The sequence below is a fragment of the Pedobacter chinensis genome (genome assembly GCF_003339865.1).
Lineage (GTDB): Bacteria > Bacteroidota > Bacteroidia > Sphingobacteriales > Sphingobacteriaceae > Pedobacter > Pedobacter chinensis.
The window spans coordinates 510,355-532,539 of the sequence record NZ_QPKV01000006.1; the positions used below are offsets into that span (position 1 = coordinate 510,355).

Sequence of the window (22,185 nt, forward strand, 5' to 3'; positions counted from 1 at the left end):
TATGAAAAAGAATTTCGTTTCAAATTCCACTGAATCTGTCAGGATGTTTAAAAACGACTTCATGGAAAGCCTGTCGAAAGTTCGTTTTTACGTTCCCTTAATCGTTTACATCCCGGTTATTGCATTTCTTTTTTACACATCATTATGGGAAAACCGGATGCCTGTATGGAATTTTATCGGTTGGTTTTTACTTGGACTTGGGATATGGACAATTACAGAATATGTTTTGCACCGATACGTTTTCCATTTCGAACCGAAAGCAGCATGGGGTCAAAAAATTCATTTTATTTTCCATGGTGTTCATCATGATTACCCAAATGATGCAAAGCGTTTAGTTATGCCACCCTCTGCCAGTATTCCCATGGCTTTGGGCTTTTACTTTTTGTTTGACTGGTTACTTCCGGAAAATTACCATTATCCTTTCTTTGCTGGCTTTATGATCGGATATCTATTTTATGATATGGTTCATTATGCCCTTCATCATGCTAATTTTAAAAGTGGCTTTTGGAAAAGATTAAAGCAACACCATATGTTGCACCATTATTCAGATTCCACAAAGGGTTATGGCGTGAGCTGGACTTTCTGGGATAATGTTTTCAGATCAAATTTTGAGAAAAAATAAGATGGATGATCAGTTTTTTGAAAAGAATCTTTACCGTTTGAACCATATTTATGCAAACTTATCCATCTCTGCTGCATATTTATTGCTCTCTTATTTTTTAGTAGGATTTAAGACTGATCAGTTAATTCTGGTTTTTATCTTCAATACCATGTTCTACCTTTCACATGGAACCAGAAGATTTATTACAGGTTTTTCCATTTTTATCGTGTACTGGATTCTTTTCGATTACATGAAGGCTTTTCCAAATTTTCTCTACCATCAGGTACATATTGAAGATTTATATAATGCAGAAAAACGTATTTTTGGAATCAACCTACATGGCTTAGTAGTCACACCAAACGAATTTGCGAATCTCCATAGCCATGCTTTTTTAGATGTGCTTTCCGGAATATTTTATTTAATGTGGGTTCCTGTTCCGCTCGTCTTTGCTGGATACCTTTTTTTTAAAAACAAACGTGAATTTGTGCTTTTTTCATTGGTATTTGTTTGGGTAAATTTAATAGGATTTGTGATCTATTATCTTTTTCCGGCGGCACCACCCTGGTATGTACAAGAACATGGATTCGATTTTATTGCCAATACACATGGTAATACAGCAGGGCTGGCCAGGTTTGATGCCTATTTTGATATTTCCCTTTTCAAGGGAATTTACAGTAAAGGATCAAATGTTTTTGCTGCAATGCCTTCACTACATTCTGCATATCCGATTGTTGTTGCCTATTTTGGTTTTAAAAATAAATTAGGAAAAATTAATATTTTCTTCGTTGTTGTGATGCTTGGGATATGGTTTGCCGCTGTGTATACTGGTCATCATTATCTCTTGGATGTGTTTGGTGGAATTTGTTGCGCAATTCTGGGCATTCTAACGTTTAATTCAGTGGCTAAAAGAAACTGGTTTCGGCGCTATGTAGAGCTGGTGGTTTCAAAAATAACTGCACAGCCTTAATTTTCTTAAGCTGATGCATTTAAATGAGGACGGTCCAAAGGTGTTTTAAGAGCCAGGGTTTTTGCGCTACCTTTTGCCAGAAGAAAGAATTCAACGCCAGAGATGACCAATAGAACATATCCATAGAGTTCAAGGGATTCCTCTGAAACATTTTTAACATCTCTTGTGTATTGACTTTCCATTACAGCCATCCAAAATACTTTTCTACCATATAAACGGGCAAAAATATAGGTCGTCATTATTCCTGACAACAAAATTCCAAAAGAAAATGACTGTACGAACCCGGCTATGTTGGTTAGAAACAGTCGCCATTTTGAATAAATTAAAAAAATAGCTAGAAATAAAATGCCAAAAGCAAATGTCTGCCATGCACCATCGTAAATATATTCATCCAAGTATGCGTCCTGTTCTCTAATCAGTGATGCAAAATGAAAGGCAAAAAGACCAAAAGCCAGGGGAAATACTGATTTGTACCTGAATGATATCCATAAGTATATAGCAGAACTTAATAATAACAAAACGCTCTGGAGATATTCTACCAAAGATTGCTCACTAAATTTACTTCCTAGAGGGTGTTCTGTAGCACTCCATTTGAGGATCTCAGCAGTAAGGTAGATCATAGACCCGTAAACTAAAAATTTTATGATAGAAACTTTAAGGGGCTGGAAATACGATTTGGAATGAGAAATTGACATGAGAAATTTTTAAGTTATCAAATAGCTATATCAAATACAGCAACATCCAAATTTCAGAATATAGGAGGCAAAGAAAAAGGTCTAAAGTTCCTAAAATATGGTGCAAATGTAGGATTTAGCCCAGGCTAAAGTGCCATTAACCCGCGTGGTATAAGTTACTGATAAATTAAAGGGGAATGGTTTGCCTTAATGGGTAAGTACGCCAAGCCGTATGTGCTGGTTCAAAATAACAAATGCAGTTGAGGTGCGGGATGGTTCAGCAAAGGTAATTAGCGGTTCAATTCTTACTACAAAAGCGGTAATTGCTCGTAATATTAAGTAATAAATCTGCACGTCCTTTTCCTTGCATCAACAATTGTGAAGAGTTATCGAAAGACGATGATGGTGCACCTTTAATTTTTGATAATTACAAAGTTGTTTCTGGAGGCTTTTATATCAGGCATATTAGTGTTCGCCCAATCATATAACGACATCAGATGGGGAACAAGGGTTTCGCCAAGCGGTGTTAATTTATATTCCACTTTAGGAGGGATTTGTGCATACATCTTCCTGGTCAGTAAGCCATCAGATTCCAGCGTTTTCAAAGTTACGGTAAGCATCTTTTGAGAAATCCCTTCTATCATTTGATGTAGCTCGTTGAAGCGCAGCGTGCCATGATCTGCAAGCATCAGCACCGTACACATCGACCATTTATCTCCAAGACGCGATAATACATCGGTAATCGGTGCATTTTGCCTGCCTTCTTTACATTTTCTTAAATTTTCTTTTTTCATATCGCTCTGGTTATCAATAATAGTTACTTTGAAGTAAGTATTTGATTTACAGGTGCCTTCTTGTTTTTAATCCACCTACCTTTTACCTTTGACTTACTTTAAGTAAGTAAAGATACAAAATTAATTAAAGGTACCATGAAAACAATACTAGTAACCGGGGCAACCGGACAATTAGGTAAATCAATACTCACCACTTTATTAAAAAAAGTAAATTCATCGTCTATCCGCGTTCTTGTAAGGGACGAAAAAAAAGGTAAAGAATTTGAAGAAAAGGGTGTTAGTTTTGCCATCGGGTGACTACAATGACCTCGCTTCTCTCCAGGAAGCTACAAAAGGGATCGATACCTTGATATTGGTGTCGGGTAACGATCTTGAACACCGTGCTAACCAGCATGTGAGGGTAATTCGTGCAGCCAAAGAAAATGGCGTTAAAAAAATTATTTATTATAGTTTACAACGCAAGGATGATCAGCCTGATGGTGGCTTGCTGGGTAATAAAACAGTGGCACATTATATAACCGAAAATGCGCTTATCGCATCCGGTATGATATACGTCATTTTACAGGTATCGCTGTATACAGACATGATCCCTCAATATGCAGGGCAACAGATCCAGCAAACAAAAACGATCTACCTTCCGGCAGAAGACGGTAAAGTGGCATATGCCCTCCGTTCAGAATTGGGCGAAGCCGGAGCCATAATCGCTCTTGATGAAACCGGGAAATATGATAATAAGTTTATCGAACTTACAGGCTCGGAAGCCATCAGCTGGACAACAATAGCTACCATGATCAGTGCCATAACAGGGGATAAATATAAATACGTTTCGCCTGAAGTTAATGAATTTTTGGAAACGATGAAAACAAATGGTACACCGGCCTGGATGGGCCCTGCACTAAAAGAAATGCAACAGGCGGTAGCTCACGGTGAATTCACTAAAGTTACAGATGATCTGGAATCTATACTGGGGCGAAAGCCAGAAACGGTAATGAATTTCTTAATAACTGTTTATAGCAAATCTTAAAAAAAGACGAATGATAGCATGCGCTGATCCGAACAGCGTATGTTATCATTCATTAAAAGAATCTTAATGAAAACTACAAAAATTACTTATTGGGTTTTAACGGGCATTACTGCGCTGCCGGATATATTGAAGCTGCAAAACCGAAACGGGAATCATTACATTTTTAGTAAAACCACTCTGTCTTTTAAATTGGTTTCTACCTGGCCTCCATTAACCTTAATTTTATCAAGCACAATTCTCAGACAACCAGTTGTTTTATCTTCTCGCATTGTATATTCAATATTATACTGCAATTTACCTGCTATATAAGTTTTTAGCGAACCTGTTTTGTTGTATCCACCAAATCTTATTAAAAAATGCTTGCCCAGCGAAACAGACGTTTTTACAACAGGACTGATATTGGTTGCCATATCATCAATGAGAAAATGAATTTGATTAGTAGTATAAACAGGTGTGTTTGAAAAAAACAGATCCTCGCCTGTGTTTTTATCAACAATGTTAAAACGTAATGAGTCAGGAATAATAGCTGGAAGACAGTTTGCATTTTCTGCACCTTTTTTATTGCAAGATTGGATAACCATCAAAACAGAGATGATTAGAAAAGCCCATTTCAAGCCTGAAATCGAGATCGTATTTTTCATAGGATAAGTATTAATATCATAAAATATAACGTTTTTTATGCTTAAAATGCTACACCGGATTGCGCAATTAATTATTTCCCGTTATGAAACCCCAGAAACTGATTCTGCGATATTTTAAGTTGTTTGTTGTTGCAAATCTGACTTGTATGGATAAATGGCTAAATTTCCGTAGACAATATAATTTCCTATTTTTACGATATCAAAGCGCCCATGGAAGAAAATATATTCAAACCTAACACATAAAAAAGTTCCTGTAGGAACATCATTCACATTATTATGGATCCCCGAGAGCTATTCTAAAATATCTGCTGAATCGTGGTCGCTCATAAGGAAAACGTAAAATTTTTAACTGTAAAAAAAGGAGAGATTACTCCGGGAATCACAGGTTTCGCGCAGGATTTTTTTTATTTGCAAAGGCGCGTTAAGAGCTTTCTATAACGACGCTGATGGCAATAGTTACAATAAAAACCTTTTTCAGAAGAAGAACTTTGCCAGTTCCATGGTTTCAGCAATACGGAAAACTCCTGCCACATTCACTCTTGAATCTCTCGAGGATTCGGTACTGATTAGCATTGATTATAACACATACAGGAGTCTCATTGAGCAAGAAAAATATGAAGAACTTACAGGCTACACGCATTCCATTTTCATCCTTTGTTGTCCAATTATATCAGGTAAATCGCCACATTCTTCGGGTATCAATTTTTCCAAAAAACATGGAAACCTGACAATTGCCTTTTGAAGAATATTTAAAAAAAACTTAAATTCTAAAATCAAAATATTCATAAAATAAATCAAGAAGAAGATATCAAAAAGGAAGTGTTCGACCTGTGTGATGATATGCACACAACCGTTCGAGCACAGCGGACCTTGAAGAAAAGCTTTCAGTTTATGCCATTGAGGGTTAACTGTTTCCAACCTAATCGACTTTTTACTGCCATATTATGAGTCGAAAATTCAGGTAAAGCCTGGTTGCATCTCTTTTTCAAAGTAGATGATGTTATTATCATAATTGCCACGATAAGGATTCCCCTGTGGATGAAATCCATTAGCCATCAGGAACCGCTGACTGCTGGGGATAGCAGTGGTGGAGAACAGGATGCCCTGATGGTGTCTGACTTTCCCAAGCAGCATCCTTTTTAATGTACCGCTAATTCCCTTTCGCCGGAAACATGCAAGCGTAAATGAATAGCCAATCTCGAGGAAGGGCCGATCAATGGTATATATGATTCCAGCTTTTAAATGCACATCTTCCAGGTACGATCTTGTGGGACTTTTGATGGCTGAAATGCCAACCAGTTTTTTATTTTGATAGCAGAACCCCAGGTAGTCCGAATTTAATATTTTTAACGGCAAATCAATAGGAGATACCTTGTTCCCTTTCCTGAGCAGCAGGTAAAAGTAATGAAGCTCGGTAATGGAACAGTCGCAGGGCCGTTTGATCACGAAATAACATTTGTCCAGAAAATTGGACTCATAATAAATATCCTGGTAAGATACCAGGCCGGTAGCTATATGTTGGTTCATCGGATTAAAGTTTAGGTGTAACCTGGCCTTTAAAGGCTTTTTAGGATAATGTTTATTTCTTTTTGGTTTTTAACGCTGCACACAAGTGACCAGGTAGTGCCAGCATTTCACAGACCTTGTCGTTCCAATCTATCAGGGCATCTTCCGGCGAAGTTCCCAGTCCCGAAACATCATGTTCTTCTTCAAAGGAGAGCACAGCATAATAACAGTCACCGTCCTGATAGATCAAGGGTTTGAATCGCATCACGAATGTCGGTAGCCTGTAACGGCTGTAATCAAAATCCACCAGTCTTCCGGGGATTGTTCTGGCCTGCTGTTTCATAAGCTGCTGTTTTGTTGAAACAATCTTGTTTTACCCTGTTGGAATTCAATCAGGGCAAACAAACGTGTTTCTAAATTAGCGACTGTATGTTTCTTTAAGGTTAGCTGGCTGTTGTCTCTTTGTTAAGTGTGCGGTTTTTCAGGCTAATTCGATCTGACGGGCCTGATGTTCCTGCTGTATGATATAGAAAGTCATTTGTCTCAACTTTTGATCTCCCTTGGCGAGTGTGTAATAGAAACGGTTTTCTTTTCAGGTTTTTTTGTTTTTTTGATTCTATCCCAAAAGCAGATATCAAGCTATCTAAAGACAAATCAAATCAAGCCGTAAAGTTTAAGCAGTATTGAGAAAACGCTTAGCCATCTAAAAATAGAACTTAATGTTTCAACTCAGGCACGATTAATCTGCTATTATAGAGATAGAAATATTATCTAGCCGGAATTTTCATTTTTCATATGTTTTGTACGATGAAGCATTTAGTTTAGAGTCTGATGGAATCACATAAATTTAAATTTCTTAAATGTGAGAATCGTTTCGATGTCCATCTTTTATAGATTTCAAAACATCATGTATAGAATCTTTGCTTGATTAAGTTGTCATGTATAAAAAAATGAATTATCTTTACATGATAAGCGTTTCGTAGATAAAAACTTTGTATGAAAAAACTAGCTAAACTGAAAAGTGACATACCATTTAATGAATTGCCTTTACTGCCTCCTGATCTAATTAAAGTGGAGACAATAGCTGTTTTAAGACAAGTTGTGCAATCTTCAATTGCACTTGCCGAATTAAAAGGATTAGCTTATACACTTCCTAATCCTTCCATACTTCTGAATGCTGTAATACTTAAAGAAGCCCGTATGAGTTCGGAGATTGAGAATGTAATCACTACTCACGATAAGCTCTATCAGGCATTATCTGCAACTGGCACACAAATAGACCATGCCACTAAGGAAGTTTTACGCTACAGAGAAGCTATGCTTGCCGGGTTTAAAATGATCATGCAGAAGGGATTTTTGAACACAAACGGAGTATTGGCTATACAGGAAATTCTGGAAGAGAATAAAGCAGGACTTAGAAGATTGCCTGGCACTTCATTAAAAAATGCTGTTACCAGTGAAGTTATTTATACGCCACCGGATGATTATGATACGATCCTTGCCTTAATGAAAAACTTAGAGGAGTACATAAACGAAACTGATGTACTTTCTCCATTAATTAAACTGGCAGTTCAACATTATCAGTTTGAAAGCATACATCCATTTTATGATGGTAATGGCAGGACCGGACGAATTATTAATGTCCTTTATTTGTGCTTGCATGGGCTTTTGGATAGTCCTGTACTTTATTTGAGTGATTATATAATAAAACATAAACCTGATTATTATAGATTACTTGGAGAAGTTAAGACAAAAGACAATTGGGAGGAATGGGTATTATTTATACTAAAAGCTGTAGAGGGAACTTCCAAACAAGCCACTGATCAGATTAAGTCAATTAATCAGCTCTTTTTGAAATTACAGAATAAAATAAAAGAAGAGGCACCCAAGCTATACAATAAGGAGTTATTAGAGTTGTTATTTGAGCAACCATACTGTAAAATAGAATTTGTTATTGATAGACTTAAGGTCTCAAGGGTAACAGCTTCCAAATACCTCAATGGATTAGAAAAGATCGGAATATTGCAGTCTAAAAAAGTCTGGAAGGAAGCCTTATATGTCAATATCGAACTATTTGAACTTTTTAAAAAATAAACTACTGCAGATGTTGAACTTCTTTTGTAGTGATACATTATTTAAGCCAACTCAAAATCATTTTCGTAGACTAGTATAGTTGTGATTTTAACTGTTTCTCAGGCTCCTCAAATTCATCCATTCCTCTTTTTAAATCGGTCAATCGCTTCGAATCTGTAATAAAGTGGGTTGAAATTTGCACCGTAAACACCTGTAACTGGGGAAAGAGCCTTTTCAAGATCTTTCCCCCTTTTTTTGTTTTTCAGGTATATATGATCTATAAATTTACTGGAAACCATATTTATACAATTCATTTTTTTAGATTTTCACGATTGCATTTTCTTTTATCCTTAAAGACTAAACTAAATAATGTTTTTCAGAAGATTGCCGTCCCATTTTTAATTCTTTGCTTTTCTCATATGATCCGTTTTTGCTCTGTCAGATTCCAGCTTTAGAACTGCGCTGATATGAGGTAAGAAGTTAAATTTCGAAAGGTATAAGCATTCCTCGGTCTCAATTTATTGTGTTAAGGAAGTTAAGGGATGATTTTCCTGTTTTAATGGTTTTATCCCTGATAAAGTCGTAGAGTTCTAGACGATAATTTTCGCCAACAGTAAGCATCAGGTTGTTCTGCATTCTAATCAAACTGTTCTCTACTTCATCAATATAATCCCTGGAGATGATGAAGGATCGATGTATCTGCATAAAGTTTTCCCTTTTGTTCAATATTTCCTTAATCTTGGTCAAGGTTAATAGTGCTACCACAGTTTTAGTTTTGGTGTATATGGAGATATAATTTTGGATGCTTTCTATCGCAATAATTTCATCAAACCTGATTTTGACAAGTTTTGATTTTTCATTCTTGCTTTTAATAAAGAAAAATTCCTCTTCTCTGGAATGATGCTGTGTGTTCTTTTTGGGCTGTAGAGATGGAAGTGTATTTAGTGTTTGAGCAAACTTAGCGATGGAGAAAGGCTTAAGCAGGAAAGCATCGGCCCGTATCTCAAAGGCATCGAGCGCATACTGCAGATGTGCTGTCGTAAATATGATATAATGTGCTTTGGATCTGATGAGTCCAAAAAGTTCAAGGCCAGACATTCGCGGCATTTCCACATCTAAAAAGATGATATCCACCTTGCGACCTTCCAATTCATCAGTTTCCTGTTGCAAAAAGTTCATAGCGTTTACCGGGTCGGTAAATGTTTTTAGCATGTGATAATTGCCCAGACTATATACATAATCTGATAGGGTTTCAAGGGATGACAAATCGTCGTCGATGGCAATGCAGTTAAAATTCATGTAGGAGCGTTTTTTTTGTCACAAATATATTACTTCGATCGTTAAATCCAAATTCAAAACATTAAAAATGAATTAGTTTTTAAACCATTTTACTTTTGAGCATGCTTGTGCTTGTTTTCAAATCAATGATGCCATTTAAGCCAACCACCGGATGAAGTTACCTTGAATGTAGCGTAAGGCCTTAAAGTGCTTTATTATAATGGCCAGGATGAATAATGCGTATGCAAGAAAGATTGCTGAAAACTTTAGGGTTTCATCAACCTTTTGCAGGTTTTGGTCAGTGAAATGATGGGTTCCGTGGAACCGGAATGTTAACGACGCTTAAATAAACCTAAATTTTCTGAACTTCGAAGAGGAGTTCTCCACTTCAAAAACCAAACTTAAGCGCTCTGATCAATCTCTGTTTCCGTGTGAAATCAAGATGAAATGATGCCTAAAAACTATTATATGAACACGATATCCATAAGAGGGTGTGCTCTCATTTTAATGATGCTATGGTCGGGTATTTCCTCGGCACAGTTGCACGATACCCTGCGGATTGTTAGAGACAGCCTCAGAAAAGGTATTACGCGAAGAGTTGATTCTGTATCGAAAAAAGCATGGTCAGAAGTGGATATGAAAAAGAAACAACTTACTGGTCAGTTCAGTCAGTCTGATATAGGAAAGCTATTTGCCACAGACAGTTTGAAAAAGCAATCCGGTTTTGGATTGAAAGACTTTTCAGTAGAGAATTCTGCCCAGTATATCAAGACACTGGATCCTTCATCAGGCAGAAGTTTTCTGAATAATGTAACTATTAACGGACAATTAACCATTTTTGGTATGCCCGTTGACCTCTCAGTGGCCAATAATTATAACGCTTTGCGGTCCTTTAATCCGCAGCAGGGTAATCTGTTCAGATTCAATGTTCCAAAACCAGGTTTTGATCAGCTTTTTGGTGCCGAACTTAGCCGTTACAAATCCTTACGTTCAACCATACTTCAAAATAAAAACCTGGAAAGTTTACTCAGATCAAAAATACAATCAAGATTGAGCACGATTGCTCATGACAAACTTTCGGGTAGTCCAAAACTGGCTTCCCTGTTAAATAATCCGGATGCATTGCATAAACTCATCAGCATGGATGAAAAACAACTGCGCTCCAGACTGGATGAAGCATTTGCAGACCTTAAACAGCATGTTAACTCAAAAAGTGATGCAATTCAACAGACAGCCACTGATTCCCTGAAGAAGATTGTTATCGCGGAACAGGAGAAACTGGTAAAAGAGATTACCTCGATAAAAAAGGAACTGAATGCTAATGGACTTGATGAGGCTAAGCTGATGGTTTTTCAAAAAATACTAGAGAACCGCATCTCGAAAAAGGAACTGGAAACTTTTGCTATGGAAGAATTGTCCAGAAATCCTAACTTAAACTGGTTACAGCGCTCATATTCTCAGTTAGGAGAATTTCAGGCAGGTAATTTTGGTAGTGTTCTACCTGGAAATTCGCTCAACAGAGATCTTTTTTTAAATGGTTTCAACGTTTCGTTTAAAACTGCGAGAGGACCCGTTCGGGCTGGCTTAAGCAGTAATAAGGATATTCAGGCATCCAAGGATATTGGCTTTGAGACTTCCACTTTTTCGTTACCTAAGCTGTATACCTACTTAAGCGTACCAACCACTAATTTCTCTTTTGGTTCAGGAAAGCTTTCGTGGGTGGGTGCTTATGACCGACAATTTTCAGGTTCGATGGCCACTGCGCTGAACGCATTGCCACGCAATAATCTCGTTTTTACCTTAAGCCAGGCACTTAATCTGAAGCAGGGTGGAATGCTGAATCTTGATGTGTCCAAGTCTTCCACTCAATATAAGAACCTGGCTAGTCTTGGCCCAGACCAACTCATGCTGGATCGCAATACCAATGGGAATTATTTTAGAGATGATTTTTTAGAAACGATGTCACTGGGAATGAACCATTCTCTGGATGCTAAGAGAATGGGACTGAAAAGTTCAGTTTATATCAATTATTCGGGCGTTGGCTTTCAGAATCCTGGCCAGCAGGGGATTGGTAACCTGAACCTGCGTTTCGGCGGAAATATCAGGAAAAACATGTTTCATAACCGGTGGTCACTGGCACTTCGTTCAGATTTTAAAAACATGCCAATCAGCGCACTTGATCATGCGCATTGGAAAAACTATCAGGTACAGGTAGATTCCAGGATCAAACTCTTCAGGGCTTCTTCGCTCAATATTAAATACATGGAAAACGGTGTGGAGAAAGTCGCGGAGACGGTTACCCCGGTATATGGATCCAGAAAGGTGCAGGTTGACCTGAACAGCAGCTACAAGGTAATGGGCATAAACAGCTTTAGCCATATCGGCATGGGCAGACAGGAGATGCGGAATCCGCTTAGCCAGGGAAATACCAACCTGGCACAGTTGAACTACCTTCAAACCATGGTATTTAAGGGCTTTTCGTTGAATGCGAGCCTTTTTTATAATCGTGAGTTAAGCCAGACCACGATACTCGGAAACATGTTAAATTCTGATCTGGGTATACAGTATCAGATTTTTGGCACGGTAAGCATGTCAACCGGGCTTAGTTATTTGGACAACCAGTCACTTGCCCGTCAGGCGGGGGTTAAGCAAAGTATCCAGTTTATGCTCAGAAAACACTTTGACGTGAGCGGGTACCTCGACCTCAGACGTAATATGATTACTCCTTTATATCCTGATCTTTTTTCGACTTCGCGTGCAGAACTATCCATTCATTATTATCTAGACAAACCATGAGAATACCCTACCAGTATTTGGTTATGCTATTGCTGCTAACCATTGGCGCTAAGGCTCAGACCAGTATACAATTCATTCCCGAAGTTTACGGTACCACCATTAACGGACTCTTCAGGGCATCGATATTCAACAGCGGAGGTGCTAAAAACGTCAGGATTAACATTACTGTAAGTGAGGCCAAGGCAGGGAAAGTGCTCATGATCAGCACCGGATCTTTCACACTTATGTCTGGAAATAATGTCATCCCTGTAGGGGTTGCCCAATCGGCAAATGTAGCGCTGAGTGAAAACGCAACGGCAAACTTCATTCGCCGCAATCAATATTTCCCACAAGGAGATTATGAGTATGATTTCAATATTATCTCTGCTTCTTCCAGTGAAGAGATCATTGATCAGATCTTCAGTCATGAGGTCAGCCCACCGGCACCGCTCGATTTGATTGAGCCTTATGATCAGGATGAGATCTGTGAAAATCGGCCACTATTAACCTGGCAACCATCGGTGCCTCACGTTATGGGTTTGCTTTATCAGGTTGTGCTGGTAGAGGTAAAGGAAAAACAGAATGCTGTAGAGGCTTTGAACTATAACCTGCCGGTTATCAATCAGAAAGGGGTAATGGCTAACCTATTGCTCTATCCTCCAAATGCTAAAGATCTTTCAAAAGGTAAAAAATATGCCTGGCAGGTAACAGCGTATAAAGACCAAACGGTTATCAATCGATCTGATATTTGGTCATTTCAGGTGAATTGTAGCGATACGCTTGTAAATGTTGTTGAAAATGATTTTGGATATAGGGATATTGAGGATTTGGTAAAGGGGAACTTTTATGTGTCTGATGGATTTGTACGTTTTGCGCTGGTAAATTCTTATGCCGAGCAGAAGCTTCAGTACGAGGTTTTGTGTGTGAGCCATCCTGAAATTAAAATAAAACGACTTCCATCGGTAAAATTAAAAAGAGGACATAATAAGATCAATTTAGACTTCAGCCATAACCTATCATTTAAAGATGGCTATTCCTATGTCATGAAAGTTAATTTGCCTAGTGGAACAACGAAAAGTTTAAGATTTATTTATAAGGAAAAGGAATGAGGAAAATATTAGCAATCATAACAATATCCATATCAATAGCAGGATGTGCAAATTCTCCGCACTCCACCGTCGAAGATGATGTATTGACTATTCAAACACATTTAAAAAAGAAAGAACAGGGTAGTTTAGCTTTTGCAGTGCGCATTTTTTCACATCGAAAGAACGATGAAAAAAGGGAAAAGCAGCTCAATGAACAGATGGGTTATGGAATAGACAGTTGCTTTTACAGGATATATAAAGGCAGACGTGAATTCCCCACCGGTATTCTTCCGGTGGCGAACGGCATAAAGAATTGCTACGAATATATATTGTTATTTGATGATTTTGACGGAAATGTCAACCAGGAGCAATTGGTTTATAGAGACAGATATATCAGTGGTAAGGCATATAATATGATTTTGAAATAAATATGATGCGTTTTTTTAATAAAAGTAGAGTTAAACGGGTAGCCTGGCTGCTTATTATGGCTTCGATGGTAAACCTTTTTTATCCGCTGGTTGCTTATTCATTAACTTCAGGCCCCTCACAACCCGAGAGTCAGTCTTTTCAACCTGTTGGTACAACCGATATGGTTGATCTGATAACCGGTGATTTTAAATATAATATTCCACTTTTAGATATTGATGGCTATCCATTGAACTTAAATTACCAGTCGGGTGTAGGAATCGAGGATGAGGCAAGTTGGGTTGGTTTGGGCTGGAATTTAAATGTAGGCTCCATTAGCAGACAGTTGAGAGGTGTTCCTGATGACTTGAAAGGTGATACCCTGAGTACCACACATTTTACCAAGCCGAAAGTAACCATAGGAGGAAAAATCAGTGCAAAAGTTGAAAACCGCGGAAAAGCTAAATTAAGTGGATCATTCACTTTTGGGATATTCAGTGATAACTATACCGGAATCGGGGCAGAGATAGGCGCCAATGCAGGGGTGTCCTATTCATTTGCAAATGGCGGCATGCTTACCTCGGGTATGGGAATAGGCATTTTATCAAACACGGCAAGCGGAGTGGACTTATCACCTAATGTTTCCATGTCCATTGCCGACAACGGAAGGGAAAAAAGTATTGGAAACGCTGGATTAAGTTCTTCGCTCGGATATAATAGCCGGTCGGGGATGAAAAGTCTTGGATTGGGAAGTTCTATGCTTTCATTTAACACTTCATCGCCGCTTACATCCTTTAATACAGAACCCTTACAACCTAAAATACAGGTTCCATACAATACCAGGTACGATTCTTTTAGCATTGATCTTGGCGTTTCTGCCACGATCATCTTTGCAGGCGGTGGCTTTACCGGATACAGAAGTGTGAGGGAAGTGGCTAACACCCAAATGCAGCATTTGGAATACGGATTTTTATACTCAGAGAGTGGAAAAAGCAAAAATAACGTTGTTCATGATTTTATTCGTGAAAAGGAAAATCCTGTGATCCCAGAATTGCCAAACCTGGCCATTCCTGTTGCTACGCCAGATATATTCACTTATAACAGTCAGGCTGGTTCAGGCCAGTTCAGGTTATACCGGGGCGGAACCGGTGCTTTTTATGATAATCTTGCTGTAGATAGATCAACCGTTGGAACCTTTGGAACGGATTTGGGATTTGGGTATGGAGTACATTTAGGCGTAACACGTTTTGAACAGGCTACCTCTAATACGACAAGGAAGTGGACCAGCAATAACCAGTATCTTAGTAAAGGAGATTTTCAGGATGAATCGGCAGCAATAGAAAAACAACATGTGTTTTTTAAAAGACCCGATGAACATACTCTTGAGGATAATGTGTTGAGTAGTAAAATCAAAGGAACAGACAACATCTCTGTCAACATCTCCGGTCATACCGCATTACAGGCGTTTAACACGGCTACGGGGATTAATAACATAAACGATAAGATAGAACGAACCAAACGCCAGGAATTAAAAACCACAATCAGTTACCTCACAGCAAGTGAATCAGCAAAAGCGGGGCTCGATAGAACCATAAAAACCTATCCTTTCAATAATATTTCGTCATTCAATCCATTATATGCGCTCTATGGCCAGGACGATGCCAGAATGAACACACTTAGAAAGGCACACCATCTATCAGAGATCACTGTGCTGAATGAAACCGGGCAACGCAGTGTTTATGGTTTGCCGGTATATAATAAAAAACAGGAAGAAATATCTTTCGCAGTGGATAATAGTATAGCCATCAGGAATGGAAAAACACCGGTTAGTTTAAATGCTCAGGGAAATATCAACCATACCATTGGCGATACTGACAATTATCTGCATCGTGATATTCAACCTGCCTACGCAAGCAGTTTTCTTTTAACCGGAATTCTCTCGCCTGACTATCTAGACAGAACAAATAATGGTATTTCTTCTGATGACAACGGAACCGCTGTTAAATTTAACTATTCAAAAATAAACACCTATAAATGGAGAACTCCATTTAATTCAGGTGCTACGCCAGAAGCATCACTTAACCGTGGCCTTTTGGCCGATCCAAAAGATGATAAAGGCAGCATTGTATATGGTGAAAAGGAAATTTATTACGTACATTCCATAGAGTCGAAAAATAAAATAGCCTATTTCATTACTGCTGACAGGGATGATGCGCTTGGCGTAACTGATTATAAAGGAGCACTGGATGCATCAGTCAGGCAGAAGTGCCTGGTAGAGATCAGGCTTTACAGTAAAGAGAATTTAAATAAACCAATCAAAACCGTAAAATTTCAGTATGGTTATGACTTATGTCCGAATACGCCAAATTCTGTTGCGGCCAATAAAGGTAAACTTACTTTAAAACGGGTTTGGTTTGAATACGGATTGACACATAAAGGGCAGCACCATCCTTATGTATTCCAATACGGATCAAATCAATCTTATGGCCACATGGCAACCGACCGGTGGGGTATTTACAAAAATGTAAATATAAACCCCGGAGGACTAAATAATGAGGAATATCCCTATGCCGACCAAAATCGTAGCAGAGCAGATCAAGCAGTGGCATTGTGGCATTTAACCCGTATCGAACTTCCTTCAGGGGGAATTATCGATGTTGGTTATGAAGCCGATGATTATGCTTATGTGCAAGACAAGAGGGCAACCGTGATGGTTCCCTTCAATTTCAGCAATAACAATATTGCCACGGCAAATTCCATTACGGTTGCCATTGATTCAATTCCTGCCAACGAACCCGATCTTTTAAAGTGGTTCAAGAAGGTTTACCTGAATGGATCTGATTACCTGTACACAAAATCGAACATTAAGATGAGTACAGCTAACGCCAATAGTTATGGTAACGATCTGGACTTTGTTCCGGCTTATGTAAAGATTACCGGAGTAAATATACAGGGGAGCCAGGCGACACTACAAATGGAAAGTATAAATGAAGGTGGAGTGCCGTCAAATCCAATTCGTTTTGCCGCATGGCAGAAATTAAAAAATGAATATCCAAAATATGCTTATCCCGGGTTTGAGAACAGAATTAAAGATGAATCGGGTTCAGTATCAGCAGCTGTAAGTGCAATTGCAAACGCGGCCAGAAACCTGAGCGAACTTCGGCAGAATTTTTACAAGCGCGCTTTTGAACGAGGGTTTTGCAATGATTTCAGACCTGCACAAAGTTTCTGCAGACTCGCATTGGCCAGCAAGGGTAAAATAGGCGGTGGAGCCAGAGTAAAAAGCATTGAGATCAAAGACGAGTGGGACAATTATTCAGGATCTAATGTGCCTAAAGGCGTTTACGGACAAAAATATGAATACCTGACTGTAGACGACAGGGGCCGTAAGATCAGCAGCGGTGTAGCCAGTTATGAGCCTTCTGTTGGAAACGACGAGAACGCACTAAGGCAACCAGTGCCCTACATTCAAAAAATAAAAGGGAGTATAAACAATTATTTTGAACTCGAAGCTCCATTTGGCGAATCGTTCTATCCTGCCGCTGGTGTGGCTTATAGTCGCGTAACAGTAAAAGATATAGATCCGTCAGCAGGAGCGGGAACACCCAGAACCGGTTATTCTGTTCATGAATTTTATACCAGTCGTGAATTTCCGGTAAAGGTATCCGTTTCTTCTTTGCAAAAATATAACCCAAGGCCACAGCATAACTATTCACTGGTGGCAACTAACAGCATTGAAGAGCTGGTACTTTCTCAGGGATATACAATAGAACTCAACGATATGCATGGCAAGCCCAGGGCCGAACGGATATTCAATTCGGGTGGTGCTGAAATCTCATCAACCATATATGAATATCAGATCACTGAAGATAGTAAAGGAGAAACCAAAAAACTCGACAATAGGGTAACGATTGTGAAGCAGGATGGAAATATAGCCGAGAACGTTATCATTGGCCGGGACATCGAATTTTTTACCGATTTAAGGGAACAGGAAAGCATCAACCACGGAACAGCAGTAAACCTCGGTGTGGATTTATTGCCGTTTTTAGGCGTTCCAATTATTCCGCTGCCTCATTTTCCGGTTAATGATAATAACGAATATAAACTCTTCAGATCGGTTTGCGCCGTAAAAGTTGTTCAAACGAACGGATTGATCAAAAAGGTGATAAAAACAGAAAATGGCTCGTCAATAGCTGTAGAAAACTTTGCCTATGATGGGGTTACCGGCGATCCTATCATCACTAAAACCGAAAATGAATTCAAGAAAAGTTTTTACACCATCAATATCCCGGCTTATTGGCCTTTTATAAAGATGGGAGGGGCGTACCAGAATCAAGGCGCAATATTGCGCGAAGTGACCTTAAATAGCCAGTATGAAATAAATGAAGAATACTGGGCCGCTCTTGCAGAAGGTGACGAACTGGTTAACCTGGGCACTGGTATTCATTATTGGGTAATTAACAATCGTTCAATCGCACAGAATGAATCTGCCAAAATTTTGATAGACCAAAATGGCGCCAGGTTATCTACACTTAGTGGCACTGGCTTAAACCGGAGTTTTAAGATCATCAGATCTGGCTACAGAAATTTACTCCATGCAAATGCGCAAACCATTACCTGTTTGAACAATCCTATTGTAAATGGGAAGATTGCCCTGGCCTCAGCACTAGAACTGGCAAGTTTAAAGGTAATTAATGCTGCGGCCAGCACTTATGATGATGAATGGCCGGCAAACGGAGCAGGGCAGATCACAGAACGGAAAGAAAATACAACACAGGTGTTCACTTATAAGATGATCGGTTATAAGGCATCATATGGACAATTGGGAAGTAGAATCTATAATCTTTGCGATGATTTTGAAGGTACAATAGAAAATTGCGGAACTTATTCTTATTTCAGCAATACATATCTGAATAGTCGTTTGTCCAATACCGGCATTTGGCCGAATTTGCCTAATCCGGGCATAAACGAATATTTAGGATTCACTTCTAACTTTTATGTGCCCACGAGCAAGATGTATTATATTGGGTTTGCAGGTGATGACAGATTGAAAATAACCATTGACAATATCGTCGCTGTGCCAGAGATGGATAATAACCTCCAGTATTGGACCTTATATCCCATCTATTTACCGGAAGGCCATCATAAGATAGAGGTTCAGGGATATAATGAAAATAATACTTATAACGACTGGTCTGGAAATCCAGCAAGCATGGGCGTTGAAATTTATAATAATTCTTACCAGGAGGTTAGATATGCTGCCGGCTCCTCGAGTTTAAGTACCATATTTTCAACAGCAAACTTAATTGCAGATCAATCTAATTTTCAGACTTTCAGGACGATTGGTGGAAATAAAATCTGGCGCTTTACCTATGAAAGTTATTTCAACCCATTTGTTCAGGGAATGAAGGGAAACTGGAGGCCATTTACGCAACTGGCCCACCAGGTGAACAGATCTTATGATAATATTTTTGTTCAGGGTAAAAAGGGCGTAAACGTGGCCAATGCAGGTTATTTCAAATCATTTAGGTCATACTGGAAAAATGATAATGCTCAGGGCTGGTCATTAAACATTCTGGCAGATAAATGGGTGCCCGGTAATACCGTAAAATTGTATGATTTATATGGTCAGGAACTGGAAAATGAAGATGCCTTGAAAAGATCAAGTGCCGCATCGTTTGATTTTTCCGGCCAGTTCCCTTCTGCGGTGGCCTCTAACAGCAAACGCAGGGATATATATGTGAACAGTTTTGAAGACCGGTCACGGATTTCAGCCATACCTGATACCAATGCGGCCAAAGAGCTTACCAATGCATACGGGCAGGCGCTTCTTTATGATCGCAGAAGCAACATGGCACATTCCGGAAATTATTCGCTTCTGCTTCCGGGCAGTGGTATAAAACTGGAAACTATTCGTCATTCAGGGAAACAAAAGCAAGGCGCGTATTTGGGCAGAACTGATAAAAACGAATTTACCCTTTTAGCAGGCCGGGGCTTATACCCACGTGGGTTTGAGCCCGATAATGAATTAACTTATGTTTTAAACATATGGGTTTATGACGGACAGCCATTGAATAAAAACGTAAATGTTTCGGTAACCTATGGAAACCCAAACGGTATGCAAACGGCCAGTTTAACCTGTAGAGCCATTGTTGAGGGATGGAAATTATTAGAAGGAAACCTATCAGTTGTACAGAATAACAATGGCCGCTTTACCGTGAATATTTTGCCTGCTACAGGCACAGTATACGTTGATGATATCCGTATCCATCCCAAAGACGCCATGATGAAATCATACGTTTACGATGATCGTAATTTTAGATTGATGGCCGAACTGGATGAAAACTGTTTTGCTACATTTTATGAATATGATGATGAAGGATCACTGGTAAGGGTGAAAAAAGAAACAGAGCGGGGAATTGCCACCATAAAAGAGAACCATTCGTCTTATCGCAAAAAATAAATACATGGAAAAAGTAATAAAAAACGCCTTTGCAACAGGCTTGATTTTAGTGATTTTCTGCGGACTTGGCGCTGCTGCGAAATGGCTGGTCAATAACCCTGAACCCATAAAAAATCAAATTACCGGGCAAACAGCGATAGCGGAACCAGACAGTATGTTGGTGCAGAAGTTTTTGAAAATAACATCATTCCTGTCAAATACAAATCATTTGGCGCTGAATATTTCAATTTTTGACGGGGCAGATTCTACCCAGAACATCATCGATCTTCCTTATCGTTTTGAGCAGCAGGGTGCGAGGTTTTATTGCCAGTTTGGGAAAACTGAAACCCTGATTGCCAATGAAAAATACCTTTTTGTTGATCACGGGCAACAAAAAATGATGTTTGGTAATAGCAGTAAAAATAAACAAGACCGATTGCTGCCCATTCCCGAAAAGGTGGTAGATCATATTAAATCGGAAGGGTATGTGCTTAAAGATGAAACTGTTGAAGAGGGTATCCGCAAAATTTCCCTTATAAACATGAACCATATCTCGTGCAGGGTTTATGAAGTGACCTACCAGGCGCAAAATTTAGAGCCCTTGTCGGTTTTTCTTCGCATGGATAATTTTAATGATCCATACGATATTAAATTAGATAAACGCATCACTTTTAAGATAAAAAGGCAAAATCCCGGTTCGGCAGGCATTCCTGATATGAATAGTTTTTTGGAAGGGATTAAAACATCAGATCCTGTTACAACAAAAGAGTTTAGTAAATACGAACTGATTAAACTGCCATGAAAAATATGACCTCAGCACCAGTAACGGATCAATGGTTTTTCAAAACCACCTCCAGTCCTGCCATTAAAAGCCGTTGCTAAAAAATCTGCCCCCGGCAGATGAGTTTAAACATTACATGGATAAAACAAAATGTTAGAAATGACCATTATAAAGAACAGATTTTCGAAATATTATTCAATGCTCCTGATTTACATGTTTTTTTCAGGAGGATCAAAAGCACAAACCGCCACTGTGTTCACTGTCGGAGGAGATGAAGACAAATTTTATCCCGTGGTGTTCAACGATGCGAATTGGTTTAACCACCGGCCTACCTCTTTTACGATTGGGCGATCAGACATTCATGAAAATCAAAGCTGGAAAGGCTCCATCATGGCCGAGTTCACTTATCATACCACTAATTATGGGCATTTGTCTCATTTCATCGATGCGAACGTGCATAACACTTCAGATAATCTGTTGATTGCCGATTGGGTCGATGCCACGTTGCGAAACGGGACTCAAAAGATCATCGTTTGGCTAAAGGGCGGACTCAGCTACCATTTGCACAGCACGGCCAATGTCACAGCGGCGGTATACGACAATGTCCAGAATCCGCTGCCTTACGAAGAGGTGTTAGGCCCGCCCAGACATTACCTTACCCAAGTTTCTTACAATGTGAACAGAAACGGGATCGACCATACAGGCACGGCCTATTTTAAAGGAGGGGGCACTAACTTTTTCAACGGTAACGTTGGCATCGGCTTAACCAACCCATCCGAAAAGCTCACTGTGAACGGAAAGATAAAGGCCAGGGAAATACGAGTTGATGTCCAGGGCATGCCCGATTACGTTTTTGAGCCGGGACATCAAAAAACCTCACTGCCCGAGCTCGAACGATACATCCAGAAGTACAAGCACCTGCCCGAGATCCCTTCGGCAGCCGAAGCAGAAAAACATGGGATCGAACTGGGGGAGATGAACAAGCTTTTACTGAAAAAAATCGAAGAGCTTACCTTGCATCTCATTGAAAAAAGCAAGGAGTTGAAAACTTATGAACAGGTTAACCGCTCACAATCCAAACGGTTGGGAGCCTTGGAGAGGGCTGTTTTCAACAAAAAAACAAACAAACGATGAAA

17 protein-coding genes and 1 pseudogene are annotated in these 22,185 nt (G+C 39.2%); 12 read left to right on the plus strand and 6 right to left on the minus strand.

The genetic code is table 11. From position 1 onward, the window contains the following. Nucleotide 1 precedes the first annotated feature (1 nt). Entirely contained in the window at nucleotides 2–622 is a 621-nt protein-coding gene (locus tag DU508_RS16450) for a sterol desaturase family protein (RefSeq protein WP_115403886.1), read from the plus strand. Then, the gene (locus DU508_RS16455) at nucleotides 609–1,568 is read left to right on the plus strand and encodes a phosphatase PAP2 family protein (protein WP_233509657.1); all 960 of its coding nucleotides are present in this window, start codon (nucleotides 609–611) and stop codon (nucleotides 1,566–1,568) included. The genes DU508_RS16450 and DU508_RS16455 overlap by 14 nt, the downstream gene beginning before the upstream one ends. Before the next feature lie 5 nt (nucleotides 1,569–1,573). Here the strand turns inward: DU508_RS16455 and DU508_RS16460 are convergent, their stop codons facing one another. Next, the gene (locus DU508_RS16460; protein WP_158542193.1) at nucleotides 1,574–2,263 is read right to left on the minus strand and encodes a hypothetical protein; all 690 of its coding nucleotides are present in this window, start codon (nucleotides 2,261–2,263) and stop codon (nucleotides 1,574–1,576) included. Between the two features lie 392 nt (nucleotides 2,264–2,655). Beyond that, a complete protein-coding gene (locus DU508_RS16465) occupies nucleotides 2,656–3,036 on the minus strand; it encodes a winged helix-turn-helix transcriptional regulator (RefSeq protein ID WP_115403888.1) in 381 nt (126 codons plus the stop codon). A 135-nt stretch (nucleotides 3,037–3,171) separates the two neighbouring features. Here DU508_RS16465 and DU508_RS24205 point away from each other — a divergent pair, with 135 nt between their 5' ends. After that, the gene (locus DU508_RS24205) at nucleotides 3,172–3,333 is read left to right on the plus strand and encodes an NmrA family NAD(P)-binding protein (RefSeq protein WP_115403889.1); all 162 of its coding nucleotides are present in this window, start codon (nucleotides 3,172–3,174) and stop codon (nucleotides 3,331–3,333) included. Further along, a complete protein-coding gene (locus DU508_RS16475; RefSeq protein WP_115403890.1) occupies nucleotides 3,299–4,060 on the plus strand; it encodes an NmrA family NAD(P)-binding protein in 762 nt (253 codons plus the stop codon). The genes DU508_RS24205 and DU508_RS16475 overlap by 35 nt, the downstream gene beginning before the upstream one ends. A gap of 155 nt (nucleotides 4,061–4,215) precedes the next feature. Here the strand turns inward: DU508_RS16475 and DU508_RS16480 are convergent, their stop codons facing one another. After that, on the minus strand, nucleotides 4,216–4,701 hold the full coding sequence (locus tag DU508_RS16480) for a hypothetical protein (protein ID WP_115403891.1): 486 nt from the start codon (nucleotides 4,699–4,701) through the stop codon (nucleotides 4,216–4,218). 370 nt (nucleotides 4,702–5,071) lie between these two features. On the opposite strand from DU508_RS16480, the pseudogene DU508_RS24345 reads away from it, so the two are divergent. Further along, nucleotides 5,072–5,443 (plus strand): annotated as a pseudogene (locus DU508_RS24345) (Crp/Fnr family transcriptional regulator); the annotation flags it as partial. Nucleotides 5,444–5,658: 215 nt separating this feature from the next. Here DU508_RS24345 and DU508_RS16490 read toward each other — a convergent pair. Both DU508_RS16490 and DU508_RS16495 read right to left on the minus strand, forming a co-directional pair. After that, the gene (locus DU508_RS16490; protein WP_115403893.1) at nucleotides 5,659–6,228 is read right to left on the minus strand and encodes a hypothetical protein; all 570 of its coding nucleotides are present in this window, start codon (nucleotides 6,226–6,228) and stop codon (nucleotides 5,659–5,661) included. A gap of 52 nt (nucleotides 6,229–6,280) precedes the next feature. Then, nucleotides 6,281–6,550 carry a hypothetical protein gene (locus DU508_RS16495; protein ID WP_115403894.1) on the minus strand — a complete coding sequence of 90 codons (270 nt, stop codon included), beginning with the start codon at nucleotides 6,548–6,550 and terminating at the stop codon, nucleotides 6,281–6,283. Nucleotides 6,551–7,203: 653 nt separating this feature from the next. Here DU508_RS16495 and DU508_RS16500 point away from each other — a divergent pair. Continuing rightward, entirely contained in the window at nucleotides 7,204–8,301 is a 1,098-nt protein-coding gene (locus tag DU508_RS16500) for a Fic family protein (RefSeq protein WP_115403895.1), read from the plus strand. Nucleotides 8,302–8,793: 492 nt separating this feature from the next. Here DU508_RS16500 and DU508_RS16505 read toward each other — a convergent pair whose 3' ends face one another. Further along, nucleotides 8,794–9,579 carry a LytR/AlgR family response regulator transcription factor gene (locus DU508_RS16505; RefSeq protein ID WP_115403896.1) on the minus strand — a complete coding sequence of 262 codons (786 nt, stop codon included), beginning with the start codon at nucleotides 9,577–9,579 and terminating at the stop codon, nucleotides 8,794–8,796. Nucleotides 9,580–10,026: 447 nt separating this feature from the next. Here DU508_RS16505 and DU508_RS16510 point away from each other — a divergent pair, with 447 nt between their 5' ends. From DU508_RS16510 to DU508_RS16535, 6 genes are all read left to right on the plus strand, one after another. Then, nucleotides 10,027–12,354 (plus strand): hypothetical protein, encoded by a 2,328-nt coding sequence (locus DU508_RS16510; protein WP_147273647.1) that lies wholly within the window; start codon nucleotides 10,027–10,029, stop codon nucleotides 12,352–12,354. After that, nucleotides 12,351–13,442: a DUF928 domain-containing protein gene (locus DU508_RS16515; RefSeq protein ID WP_147273648.1), complete on the plus strand. Its 1,092-nt coding sequence runs from the start codon at nucleotides 12,351–12,353 to the stop codon at nucleotides 13,440–13,442. Before DU508_RS16510 ends, DU508_RS16515 begins: the two co-directional genes overlap by 4 nt. Beyond that, nucleotides 13,439–13,849, plus strand: a complete 411-nt coding sequence (locus DU508_RS16520) for a hypothetical protein (RefSeq protein ID WP_115403899.1) — start codon at nucleotides 13,439–13,441, stop codon at nucleotides 13,847–13,849. Before DU508_RS16515 ends, DU508_RS16520 begins: the two co-directional genes overlap by 4 nt. A 2-nt stretch (nucleotides 13,850–13,851) precedes the next feature. After that, entirely contained in the window at nucleotides 13,852–20,289 is a 6,438-nt protein-coding gene (locus tag DU508_RS16525; RefSeq protein WP_115403900.1) for a hypothetical protein, read from the plus strand. 4 nt (nucleotides 20,290–20,293) lie between these two features. Beyond that, nucleotides 20,294–21,070: a hypothetical protein gene (locus DU508_RS16530; RefSeq protein WP_115403901.1), complete on the plus strand. Its 777-nt coding sequence runs from the start codon at nucleotides 20,294–20,296 to the stop codon at nucleotides 21,068–21,070. A gap of 129 nt (nucleotides 21,071–21,199) precedes the next feature. Then, nucleotides 21,200–22,183, plus strand: a complete 984-nt coding sequence (locus DU508_RS16535) for a hypothetical protein (protein ID WP_115403902.1) — start codon at nucleotides 21,200–21,202, stop codon at nucleotides 22,181–22,183. Nucleotides 22,184–22,185: the final 2 nt, after the last annotated feature.